We start from the raw sequence: 18316 nt of genomic DNA on the forward strand, positions 1-18316 counted from the left end.
TTATGTTAAAAATGATAAAATAAAATTACGACTATATTAAATATAGGGAGGAGATACCCATGGAAACAGTGGCTATTTTAAAGTTAAAAGATGAAAAGATTGAAATAAATACAAATACGGTCTTTCCAGTTATTTTATCAGATGTTATGTATGAAGGAGATCTTGATTTAATGATGGCAGATTTGAAAACGAAGGAGAAATTAATGACGGAAGCAAAAAAAATAAAGATTATTTCAGAACATATTTCTGGAATTTCTTCTAATTTTGTTACAAAACCTTTCATATTTTCTGAATTTCTTTCCTATTTAAAAGAATTTAATTTAAAGCCTTCCGATTTTAATCATGCTACATTAAATGAATTATACGATATAATATTGGATTATGCTGATCATCATAATTTTGATGAATTAAAAGAAATAGTTAAATTTATGATTGAAATAGATCCGAACTATACACCAGCATATGAAATACTTGGTTCAGTGCTGGTAGAAGAAGGCAATTTGGAAGAAGGGAAAAAATATTTAGAATTAGCCATTAAACAAGATCCATGGAATGTTGCAGCATTATCGGAATTAGGTGAAACGTATTTTAATCTTGGTGAGTTTGAAAAGGCTGCCGAGATCTGGTTAAAAGAAGTGGAGTTAATGCCTGAGAACACAGTTACATATTTTATGATAGCTGATGCATATAGGCAATCAAATAACTTTGAAAAATCGGCAAGAATATTAGAAAAGTTTTTAAATAAATATCCAAAGAGTATTTTAGCCAAATATGAATTGACAGAAATTTATAAAAAGTTAGGTAGAAGCATAGAAGCAGAAGAGTTGAAAGAAGAGATATCAAACTCACAGCCTGAATATGTAAGTGATGTTGAAATATGGGCAAAAATAATGTTCCAAAATGAAAAATATGAAAAGGTTGAAAAGTTTATAAATAAATTTTTGGATAAAAACAAGGAATATGAACATTTTAAGATATTATTGACAGTTCCACTTTTAAAATCCGGTAAGAAAGAAGAAGCAAGGCTAATGATCAGAGAAATTAAAGAAAAATTCCCATGGTATTATTATGGAATGAAAAATATTTTAGACGAAATTTTGGATGAAGATGAAAAAGCTATACTCATTGATTAAAGAAGATTTTAGTCTGATAAAAAAAGCGTTTTTGAAAAATAAAAAAATTATACTCCCGATTTTTTCGGGAGTTATTTTTGCTATGATTATGGGAAAAATAGATATTGTTATAATATTGTTAGCCTGTATAGCATTTGTAGATTTTAATACATTATATATTCCAGATGTTTTAAATTATTTAATTATATTGATAGGGTTAATGAAATTTAATAGTTTTTTTATATTTATAGGAATATTTCTTATCTCATTTCTATTTTACTATGCCAGAAGAGATGCATTGGGATATGGAGATATAAAGCTCATATTTGGATTATCATTGAATTATGGACCTAATGTATTTTCTATAATTATTTTTTCTGTTTTGATATCATATATATTTGAAAAGAAAGGTAAAATTGCATTCGGTTATTATTTATTCTGGGGAACGATTATTGAAAAGATCTGGTTTTTCAATTTCAATCCATTCTCCTTCTTTTAGACTATCAGGAAGTTGAAGTTTTCCTATAGCTGTTCTTTTCAGATCAATAACTTCAAGATTTACTGCTTTCATCATTCTTTTTATTTGATGAAATTTGCCTTCTGAAATTTTTATTATAATAATATTTTCATTTGCTTTTTCCACAATTGCAGGTTTTGTTTTAAAGTCTTTTAGTTGAATTCCACTTTCTAATTTTTTAATTTTTTCTTTTGTAATATTACCAGATACTTTAACTTCATATGTTTTATATATATTTTTCTTTGGAGAAATAATTTTATGAATTAATTCTCCATCATTGGTTAAAAGCAATAAACCATGAGCATCTTTATCTAATCTTCCTGCAATACTCAATTCATCTTTATATTTGTGATCTATTAATTGTAGAATATATTTATCTCTTGGATCGTATGTGGAGGATAGATAACCAATTGGTTTATTAATAATGATATATATTAATTTATGTCCTTCTATTTTTTTACCATTAAATTCAACAATATCATTTTTAGTCACTTTAAAATCGATTTTTTTAATAGTTTTGCCGTTTATTTTTATTAAACCGCTTTTTATTAGTTTTTTTACTTCGCTTCTGGAACCTATTTTTGCATTGGCTAAGAATTTATCCAATCTTTCCATATTATGATCTTCCTTTTATTATATAAGAATAAACATCTTCTAAGGATATTTTCATATTTCTGTACACGCATTTTATGTTGTATTTTTTTATGAGTTCGTCAAAATGTTCAATTTTTAATTTGGTTTCTATTATTGCAGTTGTTGAAGAAATAATTTTTAGTCCAGATATTATTTCTTCATTTTTTAATGCCTCTAAATTGGAAAGATATTCAGAGCTTTCTAATTCAACTTCTATTATAGATAGTTCATTTTCAAACTTTTTCATAATGTTTATCATTTTATCCTGAGCAATAATTTTTCCATTAACCAATATAGCAATTTCTGAGGCAATTTGTTCAACTTCCCACATATAATGTGAAGAAATAAGAATAGTTTTACCTTTTTTTAGGTTTTGATCTAATATATATTCTCGTATGAATCTGGAAGTTTCTACATCTATAGCAATAGTTGGTTCGTCTAATAATAATAGTTTAGGATTTTTTATAAGAGAACGGGCAATATTCAATTTTTGCTTATTTCCAGAGGAAAGATTTTTAGTTAATCTATGTTTATATTGTGATAATCCAAAATCTTCCAGAAGATTTAATGCTTTTGATTTTAAATCATTTTTCACATTACTAATTTTTCCAAATAATATTAAATTTTCATATGGGGTTAATTCATCTTCTAAAACAGTATAATCTGATACAAGACTGATAAGATTTCTAACTTTACTCTTTGCTTTTACAACATCAATTCCAAAAGCTTTCACTTCACCTGAAGAGGGTAATATTAATGTGGAGATTATTTTCATTAAAGTTGATTTTCCAGCACCATTCGGACCTAATAATCCACAATTTTTTTTGTTTCTATTTCAAAGTCAATATTATTTAAAGCAATAACATCCCCAAATTTTCTGGTAACGTTTTTCATTTCAATAGCTTTATTCATAATACACCTCACATATCATATTTAATACTTTTTCTTATTCTTCTTTCAAGATCACGTTTTGCAATGTCTTCTCTTTTATCATATAGTTTTTTTCCTTTAACAAGAGCGATTTCCACTTTAACAAGACCTTTCTCGTTAAAATACATTTTTAATGGGACAATTGTTAGCCCTTTTTCTTTTACCTTTTGATCTAGCCTTAAAATTTCATATTTATGCATTAACAATCTTCTGGGTCTTTCCGGATCATGATTAAATAATGAAGCATTTTTATACTGGCTAATATGGGCATTATATAGATATATTTCACCTTTTTCTATTTTGCAAAAGGCATCTTTTAGGTTAACTCTGCCTTCACGTAAAGATTTTACTTCTGAGCCTTTTAATTCAATTCCAGCTTCATATTTTTCCAGTATATGATATTGATAGGTGGCATGTTTATTATTGGTTATTATTTTCATTCAAATTCCTCCATTTCAGAAGAGAGTTTTTCTGAGAATTCATTCTTTCTCTTTATAGCTCTATTAATTCTTTCAGCACGTTTTTTACCTATTCCAGGAACATTTATTAATTCTTCCATATTTGCTTTCATTAAGGTATCTAAATTTTTGAATGTTTCAACAACATTTCTTACAATAATCGATGGTATTCTTGTAGAATATAATAACCTGAATCCTCTGGGTGAAACAAAAAATTCTTCAAGATCGTTTTCTGTTTCAATATCATATCCTAATTTTTGGGCAATTATTTTCATATTTAAAAAATCCTCTGTTTTTAATCCACTGAATAGATTTAGTGAGTCTTGAGGATATTGATAATCCAATAAATTTTTTGAATAGTCCATAATTAAGGCTCCAAGATATCTTGGGGTAATTCTATAAATTTCATTTATTTCAAGTCTTGAGCTTTCAGCAGCTTCGCCTAATTCAAGTAAATATTTTTCAGCTTTTTCAGCAACTTTTAAGGTCATAAAACCTTTTGATATAGCTTCAACCACGTTTGACAATATAACTCTATTTTCCATTTCAGCTATATTAATTTCTGATAGTAATTCAAAGAAACTTTGTTTATAACGTTGAGCTACAGCAATTTCCTGATTTAATCTTGGCAATATTATAATTTCTGGATATAAAACTCTGCTGTTATTTCCTTGATATATTGAAACCTGGTTTCTTCTTTTTGATACAGCAATAAGTATTTCGTTGGTTTGTTTAGCCATTCTTTCTGCAGTTCTATGGCGCATTCCTGTTTGAAAACTCGGAATATCACTTGATGGATTTAGTTGGGCATTAGCATATAAAATTTTAGTAGCATCTTTATTTAAAACAATAGCACCGTCCATTTTAGCTAATTCATATAGTCTTTCAGGTTCAAAATCTGTATCTATAATAAAACCAAGTTGAATTAATCCCCTTTCTAAATGTTCTTCAGCATTATCTGTTAAGAATATTAATGCGCCAAGATTTGCAGAAATTATTAAATCTATACCAGTTCTCAATTTTTTACCTGGTGCTAAAGAGCTAAGTATTTCAGAGAATGTATTTTTCATAGAATCACCTCTTTTTATGAAAAGAATTTTTTAACTAAGCTACTTAAACTGCTGATTTTTAAGGTGTTTGTTGTTTTATTTTTTGAAATAGGAATAACTATGTTTTCTACTCCTAATTTTCTGGCAAAATCAATCCTTTTTTCCAGATCTCTTATATTTCTAATGTTTCCATCTAAGCCAATTTCTCCTAAAACGACTATAGATTCGTTTGTTGTTATATCAAATAATGATGAAAGCAATGCATATGCGATAGCAAGATCACTTGAAGTATCCGAAATTTTGAAACCACCAGAGGTGCTTAAAAAAATATCTTTCGATTCAATAGGTAACCTTAATTTTTTACTTAAAACAGCAATTATCATAAGCAATCGGTCAAGTGGAGCACCTGATGTAACTCTTCTTGGGTTACCATACACAGGTTTACTTACTAAAGCCTGTATTTCTATGGGGATTAATTTGCTTCCTTCTTTAACTATAGTTAAAACATTTCCTGATGCATTTTTATAATCTTTTAAAAAATAACTGGTATATTCAGAAATAGGTTTTAATCCTTTTTGAGTCATTTCAAACATCAAAATTTCATCTGTTGGGCCATATCTATTTTTCAAAATTCTCAGCATGCGTAATCCTGATGCTTTTTCTAATTCGAATTGTAATACTGCATCCACCATGTGTTCTAAAATTTAGGTCCAGCTATAATTCCGCCTTTGGTTACATGACCAACTATTATCAATGTAATGCCTCTTTTTTGCAATATTCAGAAAGGTATCTTGTAACTTCTTTTACTTGCAACACACTTCCGGCATATGAAGAAAAATTATCCGATTTAATGGTTTGTATGGAGTCAATAATTAAAAAATTAGGTTTGTTTTCAAGCTTTTCCAGTAAAGCAACTATTTTTTCCAGAGAATTTTCAAAAACTAATCCGATTTTATTTTGGTTTGATTTAACGTTAAGTCTTTTAAATCTTTGGAATACCTGTTCTGCAGATTCTTCACCGGAAACATATATAACAAAATTTTGCTGACTTATATTTGATGATATTTGAGTTAAAAAAGTACTTTTTCCAATTCCAGGTTCTCCAGCCAATAAATATATGGCACCTTCAACGAATCCACCGTATAAAATTTCATTAAGTTCTTTAAACCCGGTATCAATTTTTTCTGGTTCTTTTATATTATCGGTTAAAAATAAAATTTCTGATGGTGTTGATTTCACTTTATCATCAAAAATATCCGCGGTGAATTCCACCGCGGTATTCCATTCATTACATGAAGGGCATTTTGCAAACCATTTGGTGCTTTCATACCCACATTCAGAACATACAAAATAATTTTGTTTCTTTTTGGCATTATAACACCTTCTGTTTAGAAGAAGTTCTTCTGCCTTTTTAAAATGTATTTTATCGTTTTTAACGTCTATAATTATTTTATCTCCTTCTTTAAATCTGCCTTTTAAAATTTCTTCAGATAATGGATCTTCTAAATATCTTTGAATAGATCTTTTTAATGGTCTGGCACCAAAAATTGGATCAAATCCTTTTTCAATAAGGAAATCAACGGCATCTTCTTTGAATTTTAAATGCAAATCTTTTTCTTTTAGCCGCTTTTCCAAATCTTTTAGCTGTATTTTTATTATTTCTTTCATATCCTTCTTAGTGAGTGGATGAAATACAACTGTTTCATCTAATCTGTTTAAAAATTCTGGTTTAAAAGCCTTTCTGACCTCTTCCATAACGGATAGTTTTATTTCATTATATTTTTTTTCTTCAGATTCATCGTCAACAAATCCATGGAACGTTTAGTTTTATTTATTGTTTCACTTCCTAAATTACTTGTCATAATAATAATAGCATTTCTAAAATCGACAATTCTACCCTGGGAATCTGTTAAACGTCCATCATCCATAATCTGTAATAATATATTATAAACATCTGGATGAGCCTTTTCTATTTCATCAAGTAATATAACAGAATACGGTCTTCTTCTAACTGCTTCGGTTAATTGACCTCCTTCTTCATAGCCAACATAGCCTGGAGGGGCACCTACTAATCTTGAAACATTAAATTTTTCCATGTATTCAGACATATCAATTCTAACCAATGCTTTTTCATCACCAAATAAATACTCTGCAATGGTTTTAGCCAATTCTGTTTTTCCGACACCAGTAGGTCCAAGGAATAGGAAAACACCTGTAGGTCTTCGTGGATCTTTTATTCCACTTCTGGCGCGTCTTATTGCTCGAGATACAGCTTTTATAGCATCATCCTGTCCAATAACTCTTTCATGTAATACAGCTTCAAGATTTAATAATCGTTCCATTTCAGACATCTCTAATTTTTTCAATGGTACTCCTGTCCAATCTGAAACAACTTCTGAAATATGTTCTTCAGTAATCTCTATAATTTCTTTTTCAGCTTTTTTTCGCCAATCACTATATTTTTTTGCATATTTTTTCTTTAAATCACTTATTTGCGATTTTATTTCATCTACTTCTTCATATTTGTTATTTTGAACAAGATAATCTTTTTTGTTTTCAAGTTCAGTTATTTTATTGAGAATTTTCTTTAAATTATTTGGCAAAGTAAGAGCACTTAAGCGAACTCTTGCACCAGCTTCATCGATTAAATCAACAGCTTTATCAGGAAGGAACCTATCAGTTATGTATCGTAAAGATAGATTAACTGCCGCATCCAGAGCAGCATATGTATATTTAACTTTATGATGTTCCTCGTATTTTGATTTAATACCTTTTAATATTTCCAATGCTTCTTCGTATGTTGGTTCATTTACATAAATTTTCTGGAATCTTCTTTCCAGTGCAGGATCTTTTTCTATAAATTTTCTATATTCTGAAGGAGTTGTTGCTCCAATTACAGTGATATTTCCACTTGCCAATGCTGGTTTAAGGACATTTGCAGCATCCATTGAAGAACCTTCTGCTGCACCTGCTTCGACTATCATATGCAATTCATCGATAAATAATATAATATCTTTGTTTTTTCCAGAATTTGCATTAATTTCTTCATTCTTTTTTCAAACTCACCACGATATTTTGTTCCAGCAACTAAAGAAGTCAAATCCAGAGAAAAAATACATTTATTTTTAATACTTCAGGTACATCACCATTAACAATTTTTTCGGCCAATCCTTCGACAATAGCACTTTTTCCAACCCTGCTTCTCCTATAAGTACAGGATTGTTCTTTTTTCTTCTGGCAAGTATTTCCATTAATCTTCTTATTTCAACTTCTCTACCGATAACAGGATCTAACTCTTTTTTGCAGCTTTATCGGTTAAATCTGTTCCGTATCCTCAAGTTGTTTTATAGCATTTTGTCTTTGTCTTATCCTCTCTTCATCTTCTTCTGCAAATGAAGATTGTTCTCCTTTTATACTTTCACTTTTATTTAGCATTAAATCGGCCAGTTTTTTCTCATTTCAACAAGATTTATCCCAATCTTCTTAAAACATGTGCTGCAATTCCTTCGCCTTCTCTGCATATTCCAAGAAGTAAATGTTCTGCATCAATTTGTGAAGTTCCAAGTATTTCGGATTCATCATAAGCTAATTCAATTATTCTTTTTGCTCTTGGCGTAGGTTGTGGTGAAGAGCCAACGATATTATGTGATGCATTAACTCCTACAATATTAGTTATTTCAGACTTTATTTTTCCGTATGTTAGATTGTAATATGAAAATATTTGAGATAAATATTTTCCATTTACTTTTAAAAGCCCTAATAACAGATGTTCGGTCCCTACATAGGGATGGCCCATAAAACGTGCTTCATTTTGAGCTTCAATAAAAACTTTTGCTGCTCTATCTGTAAAGTTGTCAAACATATTATCACCTCCATGAATACCTATCAATATTTTAACACATTTTCACTAAATTATGAAGAATGTTGGTTTAAAATTAAAAGAAAAACGTTTTTAAAAATTAAAATACTTTTCAAGATAACTTTAAAGAAAAAGAGTTTAATTAGTATGTTAAAACTATCTAATTGGAGGCGGTCTTATGTCAGAGTTGTTGGTTTTGGGAATAGCTATAGTGGCGTATTATTTTATTATTTTTGCGAGAAGGATTAAAAAGTCTATTATTACTTTCTTTTTTGGTGTTTTACTTTTTATTCTTAAACCTGTAGATGGTTTGGAATTTGAAAATCTTGGTAGAATAGTTAGCTTTGAGACGCTTGGTATTTTGCTGGGAATGATGATCATTGTTGAAATTCTTAAAGAAAGTGGATTTTTTACATTTACAGCTGTTAATGCTATTAAATTAAGTCGTTATAAATTCTGGATAGTTTTAACTTTACTCATGCTTATTGTAACGTTATTTTCAGCATTTTTGGATAATTTAATCACAATAATGTTAATGGCTCCTATTATATTTTTAGTTGCAGATACGCTTGAAGTAGATCCGGCACCTCTTCTATTACTAACAATATATATTGATAATATTGGTGGTATGAGTACCCTTATAGGTAGTCCTTTAAATATTGTTTTAGGTTCCATTGGTCATCTGGATTTCGCTAAATTTTTAACTGTAATGTTACCAATTACTGCATTGTCTTTTATAGCGGTTCTTTTAATGTTTAAAATAAATAATAAAGTTGATACTAAAGTTTTTAATGAAAGGTTAAGAAAATTATCAGATATGGATCCGGAAAAAGCTATTGAAAATAAATCATTGATGTATAAAGGGGTATCTGTGTTTGCAATAGTTTTAACTGGTTTTATGTTTCATTCTGTTATAAAAATAGACCTGGCATTAATAGCAATTGCTGGTGCGTTAGTATTAATGTTGTTGACTCAAAAAGATTTTGAAAGTATGTCTAAAGACCTTGATTGGGATACTATGTTTTTTTATGGTGGTTTATTTACAATAGCTTTTTCTTTAGAGGAAATTGGGGTAACAGAAGCAATAGCTCATTTGTTTAATCCATTGTTGCATACACCATTTTTATTAATGATTGTGATTATGTGGGTATCTGCATTTATTATTCCATTCTTAAGTGCAGTTCCCGGGACATTAATTTTAGCTCCAGTTATTAAACTTTTAGTGTTACATGGAGCACCATTTGAATTATGGTATGCTTATGCAATAGGAGCAAATTTGGGAACAAATTTAACACCACTTGGGGCAGTTCAAAATATTGTAGGAGTATCTTTACTTGAAAAAAATTATAATCAAACAATAACCTTTGGAGAATATATGAAAAAATCATTTTTGCCTGTATTAGTGCCAATGGCATTGGGAACAGTATATCTCTTTTTTGTTTAATCTGAGGTGAGAATATGAATAAAGTTATCTTTGAAAAAGAGATAAATAGTGTTGTTTTAAAAATTGTGGTTGGAGATTTAACAAAAGAAGATTCAGATGCTATTGTAAATGCTGCAAATTCATATCTTGCACACGGTGGGGGCGTTGCAGCAGCTATTGTTAGAGCTGGTGGAAGAATTATTCAGGAAGAGAGTAATGAATATATAAAAAAAAATGGTATAATAAAGACAGGGAAGTTGGGATTACTTCAGGAGGCAATCTTAAAGCAAGATATGTTATACATGCTGTAGGACCCGTATGGAATGGCGGGAATTCAAATGAGGATAAATATTTATATAATGCAGTATATAATTCTCTTAAAAAAGCAGAAGAAATGGGATTAAAAGTAATCTCCTTACCTGCTATTAGTTCCGGGATCTTTGGGTATCCGTTTGATAAAGCATGTGATGTTTATTCTAAAGCTATTAATGACTTTTCCAAAAACGCAAAATCTTTAAAAGAAATCAGGTTTTGTTTTTTGGAAAAAAGAAGAGCTTTAGAATTTTCAAGGAAATTTTAGGAGGATAAAATGGCAACATTAAAAATACATAATGAAGATAAAAAAAGAAAAAGTAAAAAACATTATTTATCTGAAAAAGTTAATCCTGTAAAAATATATAATAAATCAGAATATAAAAACCAGCAGGAAATAGTTGAACAATTTTCTTCTGGTAATGCTGGGATAGGCTGGTTGAAGATTATATTTTCCAGCTTTAATTTTCTGATTTCATTAATATTAACTTTGATGGTAGGAATGATATATTTTCAAAAACCGTTAATTCAAAGTATGCTTGGAAGTCAATTTACTTTAGATGTAGTTAACATTATATTGCTCGGTATATTGTACTTAAGTTATAGCGTTTTTGAACAATTTAATGCTATATATTATTTGAAAGGTAATATAAAAGCCACCAGGATTACAGCGTTTGTAAAACTTTTAATATCTATGATTATGATTTTTGCTATATTATATCTAATTTTTAAACATGGTATTCAGTGGTTTGGAGCATCTTTGTTTGGAAATACCAGTTTGGGGAAAAATCAGATATTTTATATCCCAAGTATAGTTTATTTGACATATTCTGTATTTTTGTCATTACTGTCATATTATGATATTTTAAAATAGGAGCAAAGCTCCTTTTATTTTTAATAATAAGTTTAATAATGATATAGTTTGTTTAATATAAGATATCGAAAGTTAAGATGAAGTTGTTGGAGGTGGAAAAATGGAAAAAATGGAATACGATGTAGTTATTCTTGGTGGAGTTGCAGCTGGAACGAGTGCGGCAGCAAGTGCTAAAAGAATAAATAAAAATCTAAAAATAGCAATATTTCAAAAGGAACCATATATATCTTATGGAGGGTGTGGATTACCATATGTAATAAGTGGTGATGTAGCTTCTCCGGAAGATGTTATAGCCTTAACACCAGAAAAATTTAAAGAAAAAAAGGAGCAGACGTTTTCGTTAAACATGAAGCATATGAAATAGACTTTTCAAATAAGATTGTTTATATTAAATCTGAAGAAGGTGAAAAAGAGGTTTCTTATAATAAATTAGTAATTTCAACGGGTGCTTCACCAATTATTCCAAAATTTAAAGCATGGGGTGAAAAAGGAATTTTTAAATTGAGGAATCCTGATGATGCAAAGGATATTCTCAATTTTATAAATGAGAAAAATCCTAAAAAAGCAATTATTATCGGAGGAGGATTTATTGGTATAGAAACCGCTGAAGCTTTAAAAAAACATGGAATAGAAATTACTATTATTGAAGGCATGGACCATATACTTGGAAATATAGAACCAGAAATACATGAAGAATTTATTAATGGACTGAAAGAAAAAGGTGTAAATGTTATATTTAATACCTTTGCTAAAGATATTATAAAAGAAGAGGAAGTTTTTAAAGTAATTACAGAAAATAATGAATATACTGGAGATATGGTAATTGTATCTATTGGAGTAAAACCAAATACATTATTTTTAAAGGATAAAGGCTTAGATTTAGCAAAGAACGGAGCTATTATAGTTAATGAAAAAATGGAGACGAATATTAATGATGTATATGCAGCTGGAGATTGTGCAACGGTAAATCATTTTATAACAAAGGAAAATGTCTATATTCCTCTGGGAACAACTGCAAATAAACAGGGAAGAATAGCTGGAAAAAATTTAGCAGGAGGTAATGATTCTTTTATAGGAGTAGTTGGATCATTAATCACAAAATTTGAAGATATTGAATATGCAAAAACAGGATTGACTTTAGAAGAAGCAAAAGGAAAAGGATTTGATGCAGAAGCAGTATTTATTAAATCTGGGAGTAAAGCGCATTATTATAAAGGTTCCAAAAAAATAAAGATAAAACTTGTTTTTGAGAAAAAAACAGGTAGAATTTTAGGGGCTCAATTTATTGGTGGAGAGATACATCCAAGATTAAATACAATAACTTCTCTTATATATACTAATGGAAATGTTGATCGATTAAGAAATATGGATCTTGCTTATTCGCCACCGTTTTCTCCAGTTTGGGATATAGATTTAGTAGCTGCTACTCAGGCAATCAAAAAATATAATGGAGTTCGTTTGAACTCAATCACTTCGCTTTGCGAAGGGGTTTGGAAAAATTTTTAATAAAAAATATTTTTACTTGTTCGATAATAAAAATGGAGTTCAATGAACTCCATTTTTATTTTGATGATACAATAATTTTAAAGAAAATATGGTATAGTAAACATTAATAATCTTTCAGGAGGTCTTTCGATGAAAATTTCGGATTTTTTGCTTTCTAAATTAGGCTTTGATCCTTTCAATCTTCAAGGTGAAATAGAAATCAATGATTTTCTACTTTTAAAACTTTATAATCCATTAAATGAGAATGAGGAAAAGAGTATAAAAAGATTTTTTTCAAGGCTTATGAAAATGCCAGTTAAATTTGTCCTGCTTACAGAAAAAGATTTGAACTATATTGTGGAAAATTGGATAGATTTAATAAGAGGTAATGAAGAAGAAAATTACCTTCGTTTTTTGTTACCTGATATTTCTGATGACGAATTACTCTTTAGAGTTTCAAATAGATTTGCTCTTGAAAGAATAAAGAAAAACAAAGTAATTATAGATAATATATTGAATAGAAGTCTTGGGTATTTACCAAATTATGAATTTATTTTTGATGAATCTTTAAATATAGATTATACAGAAATTGAGAATAAAGATTATGAAATTATTGAAGATTATGATGAAGATATTAGTGATAAAAACTCTAAAACAATAGTTTCTGCAGATAATAACAAAGAAATTAATTTAGATGATGAAGTTATATTGGGAAGCAAATTTAAAAAAGTTTCTATCCCTCTTGAGAGATTAACTGAAATAATGTATCAAACTTCAAAAGTAGTTGTGGAAGGAAAAGTGTTTTATAAAGAATATAATGATAGAGCTATTATTCTAACAATGTATATTACTGATAATACAGATTCTATCACTATAAAAACATTTAAAAACTCGGCAGAAAAACTAAATACAAATATAAAAGAAAATGATTTTATAAAAGTTGAAGGAAGGATTACATATGATGAATATCAAAAAGAATATGTAATAAATCCTGATAATATTATAAAAATAAAGCCTAAAGAAAGAATGGACGATGCAGAAGTAAAAAGGGTGGAATTACATGCACATTCTAAGTTTAGCGCACTTGATTCTGTTCTAGACGTTGAAGAATTGGTAAAAACTGCAGCGAAATGGGACATAAGGCTGTTGCTATTACAGATCATGAGGTAGTTCAGTCTATACCTGTTTTTTATAATGTGGCGAAAAAGAATAATATAAAACCAATATATGGTTGTGAAATTAATGTGGTTAATAACAAAGTTTCTATTGTAAACAATTTTTCAGAAGAAATCAAATTTGATTATAATTTTGTTGTTTTTGATTTTGAAACAACGGGATTTGACCCAAATATCGAAGAGATAATTGAAATCGGTGCTGTAAAAATTGAAAAAGGTGAAATTACAGAGACTTTTCATAAAATGGTAAAGCCAAATAAGAATGTTCCACAAAAGATTCAGGAAATTACAGGAATAACAAATGAAATGTTAATAGATGCCCCGTCTATTAATGAAGTGTTGCCCCAATTTTTGGATTTTATATCGGATTCTGTTCTGGTAGCTCATAATGCGAATTTTGATTATAGATTTTTGAGAAGATGGGTTAAAGAAGTTATGAATATTGAAATAAAAATGCCATATGTTGATACTCTTGCAATGGCAAGAGCTTTATTGAATTTAAAAGGTGGACATTCACTTGATAAGGTAGTTAAAGCATTGGGATTAGGAAATTTTGAACATCATAGGGCACATGAAGATGCTAAAGTTACAGCATATGCATTTTTAAAATTGCTGGAAAAAGCTAAAGGAAGAGGTATTAAAACATTAAATGAATTAATTAATCTTGAAAAAATGATAGATTTTAAAAAATTAAGGAAATATCATGCTACTGTTCTTGTTAAAAATAGAGTTGGGTTAAAGAATTTATATAAATTGATATCCAAAGCGCATACAGAGTATTTTTATAGAGATACGACAATTTTATTAAATGAATTACTTGAAAACAGAGAAGGTCTTTTAATAGGTAGTGGATGTACTAAAAATATAATATTTGAAGAGTATTCTAAAGGGGCATCTATTGATGAAATAAATTCGTTGATTAGTTTATTTGATTATATTGAAATACAACCTCTTGACAGTGTTGAACATGGTGGTGTTGATAGAAATAAAATAAAAGAGTTTTATAAACTTTTGTATAATTCTGCAAAGAGTTATAATATTCCGGTGGTAATGACGAGTAATGCGCATTATTTAAACAAGGAAGATAAAAAAGCCAGAGATGCGTTAATAATAGGTTCAGCTACTAAAGGAAAAAAGAAAAAAATATATGATTCTAATAAATATTTTAGAACTACCAGAGAAATGTTAGAGGCTGCCTATGAAATATTTGAAGATGAAGAAATTGCTAAAGAAATAGTAATTGAAAACACCAATAAAATAGCAGATTTGATAGAAGAGATTAAACCATTAGAAGGAAAATTACATCCTCCTATAATAGAAGGAGCAGACGATACAGTAAAGGAATTATCCTGGAAAACAGCAAAAGAAATATATGGTGATCCATTGCCTGAAATCGTTAAAGCTCGAATAGAAAGAGAATTGAAGTCCATCATTAATCATGGTTATGCTGTATTGTATTTAATGGCACAAAAAATAGTTAAAAAATCCAATGATGATGGATATCTTGTTGGTTCAAGAGGGTCTGTAGGGTCTTCATTAGTTGCAACGATGATGGGGATAACGGAAGTCAATCCGTTACCACCACACTATGTATGTCCAAAATGTAAATATAGTGAATTTATTACTGATGGATCATATGATTCCGGTTATGATTTACCTGATAAGAAATGTCCAAAATGTGGAACGGAAATGAAAAAAAATGGACAGGATATACCATTTGAAACATTTATGGGATTTGAAGGAGACAAAGTACCAGATATTGATTTGAATTTTTCTGGGGAATATCAATCACGAGCGCACAAATTTATTGAAGAATTATTTGGCGTTGATCATGTATTTAGAGCAGGAACAATTTCAACAGTTGCAGAAAAAACAGCGTATGGATATGTGAGAAAATATGCAGAAGAATATGCTGGAGACCTGAAAAACCCTGAAATAATAAGATTGGCTAAAAAGATTGAAGGAGCAAGGAGAACAACAGGGCAGCATCCAGGAGGATTAATGATTGTTCCTAAAAATATGGAGGTTTATGATTTTACCCTGTTCAATATCCTGCAAATGATAGAAAAGCCAATACGATGACAACGCATTTTGATTATCATGTTATTCATGATGATTTGGTAAAGCTAGATGCGCTAGGGCATGATGACCCTACATTCCTAAAAATGTTAAGTGATCTAACAGGTGTGGAATATAAAAATATAAAAATGGATGATAAGGAAACTATGTCTATTTTCTCATCATCAAAGGCTTTAGGAGTGGATTTGAGTTCTGAATTAAGAACAACTGTTGGAACATTGGGTATTCCTGAATTTGGAACACAATTTGTTAGAGGAATGCTTGAAGAAACTAAACCAAAAACATTTGCAGCTCTTGTAAGGATTTCTGGTTTATCTCATGGAACGGACGTATGGCTAAACAATGCAAGAGATTTAATAGCTGCCAAAAAAGCTACAGTTGATGAAGTTATTGCGTGTCGTGATGATATCATGAATTATTTAATACAAAAAGGCTTGGATAAAAAACATTCGTTTTTTATAATGGAAAAAGTAAGGAAGGGTAAAGGATTAGCTTCGGAAGATGAAGATGAAATGAAAAAAATAAAGTACCAGAATGGTTTATCAATTCATGTAAAAAAATAAAATATTTGTTTCCAAAAGCTCACGCGGCAGCATATGTAAGTATGGCATTTAGAATTGCGTATTTTAAAGTTCATTATCCACTGGCATTTTATGCTACATATTTTTCAGTTAAAGGGGATGAATTTAATACAGAAGTAATATTAAAAGGTAGAAATGCTATTAGATCTAGAATATTTGATTTAAAATCTTTAAAATCCTTGATGTAAAAGAAAAAAATGAATTAACAGTTTTAGAGTTATCTTATGAAATGTTATTACGTGGGTTTGGATTTTTACCACCTGATATATATAAATCAGATGCTAAAAATTTTATTATTGAAGATAATAAATTAAGAATACCATTTATAAAAGTTCCCAATTTAGGTGAAAAAGCTGCTATAAGCATAGTAAATGCTAGACAGGAAAAAGAATTTTTATCAGTAGAAGACTTGTTAAAAAGAACAGGGATTAATAAAACTACAGTTGAAACATTTAGAAAATTAGGAATGTTAAAAGGATTACCAGAAAAGAACCAGGTTAATTTATTTGAAGGTTTGATGTGAGGTGGTAAGATGCCATATAATATATTAGTAGTTGATGATTCAAAATTTGATAGGATAGTTATAAAAGACATGCTTGAAGATTTAGGATATAATGTTATCGGAGAAGCAAAAAATGGGAAAGAAGCTGTTGAATTTTACTTTAAATATTATCCGGATATAGTTATAATGAACTTGCTTATGCCTGTAATGAACGGCATTGAAGCAATGAGATTTATTTTAGAAAATGATGGAATGGCAAATATAATCGTTACTTCATCGTTTTCAGAAAAAGAATATATAAAAGAAGCTATAATGAATGGGGCAAAGGACTTTTTAGCTATACCAATAAAAAAAGAAAAGTTAAAAGAAGTATTAGAAAAAATATAATCCCGGCCTGATGCCGGGATTTTGTAATGGCTGTCTTGAAATTTGATAGAATTAAATTTTTAATATACTTTTAGGATTTAACGATTTATCAATACGTTTTACTAAACCAGTTAATACTTTTCCTGGTCCGACTTCATATACATTTTCTACTCCTATTTCTTTCATCTTTTTAATGGAATCTACCCATTTTACAGTTCCTGTAATTTGATTTATGATATTTTCTTTAATTTTTTTAGGATTTGATTCTAAATCTCCAGTAAAATTTTGAATTAGTTTGTATTTGGGTTCTTCAAATTTTATTTTTTCTAACTCTTTTTCCATTTTTTCTTGAGCAGGTTCAACAAGCCTTGAGTGAAATGGACCGCTTACATTCAATTCAACAACTTTTTTTGCACCTTTTCCTTTAAGCATTTCAAGAGCCTTTATAACTTCCTGTTTATTACCACTTATTACAATTTGTTCTGGTGAATTGTGGTTGGCTATATTTAAATTTTTAAATTGTGAAATAACTTCCTTTATTTTTTCTATATTTAATCCTATAACTGCACCCATTCCTCCAACACCTGGTGGACATGCTTCGCTCATATATTTGCCCCTTAGCCTTACTAATTTTACGGCATCTTTAAAAGAGATAACATCAGCTACAGCCAGTGCAGTCCATTCTCCAAGGGAATGTCCGGCAACAACATCAGGAGTGATGTTTAATTTTTCAATAGCATACATGTACATAATATACGAGATTGTTAGCAAGGCTGGTTGAGCATTTTCTGTTAGGGTTAATATTTTTTCGTCATCACCGAAAATAATAGATTCTAAATCTATATCAATAACCTCAGAGGCTTTATCTAAATACTTCTTATATTCGGGATATTTTTCTAAAATCTCTTTTCCCATTCCAAGAGTTTGAGAACCCTGTCCAGGAAAAACAAATGCTATCATT

17 protein-coding genes and 3 pseudogenes are annotated in these 18316 nt (G+C 29.2%); 12 read left to right on the forward strand and 8 right to left on the reverse strand.

Annotated features, from left to right (window positions below; genetic code table 11):
- Nucleotides 1–59: 59 nt before the first annotated feature.
- Nucleotides 60–1133, forward strand: coding sequence for a tetratricopeptide repeat protein (locus tag DJ007_RS06355; RefSeq protein WP_129408806.1), 1074 nt, complete (start codon nucleotides 60–62; stop codon nucleotides 1131–1133).
- Nucleotides 1126–1611: a prepilin peptidase gene (locus tag DJ007_RS06360; RefSeq protein ID WP_206076179.1), complete on the forward strand. Its 486-nt coding sequence runs from the start codon at nucleotides 1126–1128 to the stop codon at nucleotides 1609–1611. The genes DJ007_RS06355 and DJ007_RS06360 overlap by 8 nt, the downstream gene beginning before the upstream one ends.
- Here the strand turns inward: DJ007_RS06360 and DJ007_RS06365 are convergent.
- The 7 genes and pseudogenes from DJ007_RS06365 to DJ007_RS20080 all read right to left on the reverse strand — a co-directional run.
- Nucleotides 1546–2244, reverse strand: coding sequence for a pseudouridine synthase (locus tag DJ007_RS06365; protein ID WP_129408808.1), 699 nt, complete (start codon nucleotides 2242–2244; stop codon nucleotides 1546–1548). The two genes, DJ007_RS06360 and DJ007_RS06365, sit on opposite strands and share 66 nt — an antisense overlap.
- Before the next feature lies 1 nt (nucleotide 2245).
- Nucleotides 2246–3037 carry an ABC transporter ATP-binding protein gene (locus DJ007_RS06370; RefSeq protein ID WP_240739323.1) on the reverse strand — a complete coding sequence of 264 codons (792 nt, stop codon included), beginning with the start codon at nucleotides 3035–3037 and terminating at the stop codon, nucleotides 2246–2248.
- 145 nt (nucleotides 3038–3182) lie between these two features.
- Nucleotides 3183–3632 carry an SsrA-binding protein SmpB gene (smpB, locus tag DJ007_RS06375; RefSeq protein ID WP_129408809.1) on the reverse strand — a complete coding sequence of 150 codons (450 nt, stop codon included), beginning with the start codon at nucleotides 3630–3632 and terminating at the stop codon, nucleotides 3183–3185.
- Nucleotides 3629–4720 carry a DNA integrity scanning diadenylate cyclase DisA gene (gene disA, locus DJ007_RS06380; RefSeq protein WP_129408810.1) on the reverse strand — a complete coding sequence of 364 codons (1092 nt, stop codon included), beginning with the start codon at nucleotides 4718–4720 and terminating at the stop codon, nucleotides 3629–3631. Before disA ends, smpB begins: the two co-directional genes overlap by 4 nt.
- 14 nt (nucleotides 4721–4734) lie before the next feature.
- Nucleotides 4735–5391, reverse strand: a complete 657-nt coding sequence (locus tag DJ007_RS17350) for a magnesium chelatase domain-containing protein (RefSeq protein ID WP_240739324.1) — start codon at nucleotides 5389–5391, stop codon at nucleotides 4735–4737.
- A gap of 58 nt (nucleotides 5392–5449) precedes the next feature.
- Nucleotides 5450–6121, reverse strand: a complete 672-nt coding sequence (locus DJ007_RS17355; RefSeq protein ID WP_438268387.1) for a DUF7125 family protein — start codon at nucleotides 6119–6121, stop codon at nucleotides 5450–5452.
- Nucleotides 6098–8561, reverse strand: a pseudogene (locus tag DJ007_RS20080) (ATP-dependent Clp protease ATP-binding subunit); the annotation flags it as partial. The pseudogene DJ007_RS20080 and the gene DJ007_RS17355, both read right to left, overlap by 24 nt.
- Nucleotides 8562–8736: 175 nt before the next feature.
- On the opposite strand from DJ007_RS20080, the gene DJ007_RS06395 reads away from it, so the two are divergent.
- From DJ007_RS06395 to DJ007_RS06425, 10 genes and pseudogenes are all read left to right on the forward strand, one after another.
- Entirely contained in the window at nucleotides 8737–10002 is a 1266-nt protein-coding gene (locus DJ007_RS06395; RefSeq protein ID WP_129408812.1) for an ArsB/NhaD family transporter, read from the forward strand.
- A 14-nt stretch (nucleotides 10003–10016) separates the two neighbouring features.
- Nucleotides 10017–10561: pseudogene (locus DJ007_RS06400) on the forward strand (macro domain-containing protein).
- A 9-nt stretch (nucleotides 10562–10570) separates the two neighbouring features.
- Nucleotides 10571–11167 carry a hypothetical protein gene (locus DJ007_RS06405; RefSeq protein ID WP_129408813.1) on the forward strand — a complete coding sequence of 199 codons (597 nt, stop codon included), beginning with the start codon at nucleotides 10571–10573 and terminating at the stop codon, nucleotides 11165–11167.
- Between the two features lie 109 nt (nucleotides 11168–11276).
- Nucleotides 11277–12673 (forward strand): annotated as a pseudogene (locus tag DJ007_RS20085) (FAD-dependent oxidoreductase).
- 129 nt (nucleotides 12674–12802) lie between these two features.
- On the forward strand, nucleotides 12803–13822 hold the full coding sequence (locus DJ007_RS17380) for an OB-fold nucleic acid binding domain-containing protein (protein ID WP_240739326.1): 1020 nt from the start codon (nucleotides 12803–12805) through the stop codon (nucleotides 13820–13822).
- A complete protein-coding gene (locus tag DJ007_RS17385; protein WP_240739327.1) occupies nucleotides 13783–15909 on the forward strand; it encodes a PolC-type DNA polymerase III in 2127 nt (708 codons plus the stop codon). Before DJ007_RS17380 ends, DJ007_RS17385 begins: the two co-directional genes overlap by 40 nt.
- Nucleotides 15906–16469, forward strand: a complete 564-nt coding sequence (locus tag DJ007_RS17390) for a hypothetical protein (RefSeq protein ID WP_240739328.1) — start codon at nucleotides 15906–15908, stop codon at nucleotides 16467–16469. Before DJ007_RS17385 ends, DJ007_RS17390 begins: the two co-directional genes overlap by 4 nt.
- Before the next feature lie 5 nt (nucleotides 16470–16474).
- Entirely contained in the window at nucleotides 16475–16675 is a 201-nt protein-coding gene (locus tag DJ007_RS17395; RefSeq protein ID WP_240739329.1) for a hypothetical protein, read from the forward strand.
- A gap of 41 nt (nucleotides 16676–16716) precedes the next feature.
- A complete protein-coding gene (locus DJ007_RS17400) occupies nucleotides 16717–17010 on the forward strand; it encodes a helix-hairpin-helix domain-containing protein (RefSeq protein WP_240739330.1) in 294 nt (97 codons plus the stop codon).
- Nucleotides 17011–17019: 9 nt separating this feature from the next.
- Nucleotides 17020–17376: a response regulator gene (locus DJ007_RS06425; RefSeq protein WP_129408816.1), complete on the forward strand. Its 357-nt coding sequence runs from the start codon at nucleotides 17020–17022 to the stop codon at nucleotides 17374–17376.
- A 51-nt stretch (nucleotides 17377–17427) separates the two neighbouring features.
- Here DJ007_RS06425 and fabD read toward each other — a convergent pair whose 3' ends face one another.
- The gene (fabD, locus tag DJ007_RS06430) at nucleotides 17428–18315 is read right to left on the reverse strand and encodes an ACP S-malonyltransferase (protein ID WP_129408817.1); all 888 of its coding nucleotides are present in this window, start codon (nucleotides 18313–18315) and stop codon (nucleotides 17428–17430) included.
- Between the last annotated feature and the right edge of the window lies 1 nt (nucleotide 18316).

It is taken from the genome of Marinitoga lauensis, from assembly GCF_004135675.1.
GTDB lineage: Bacteria > Thermotogota > Thermotogae > Petrotogales > Petrotogaceae > Marinitoga > Marinitoga lauensis.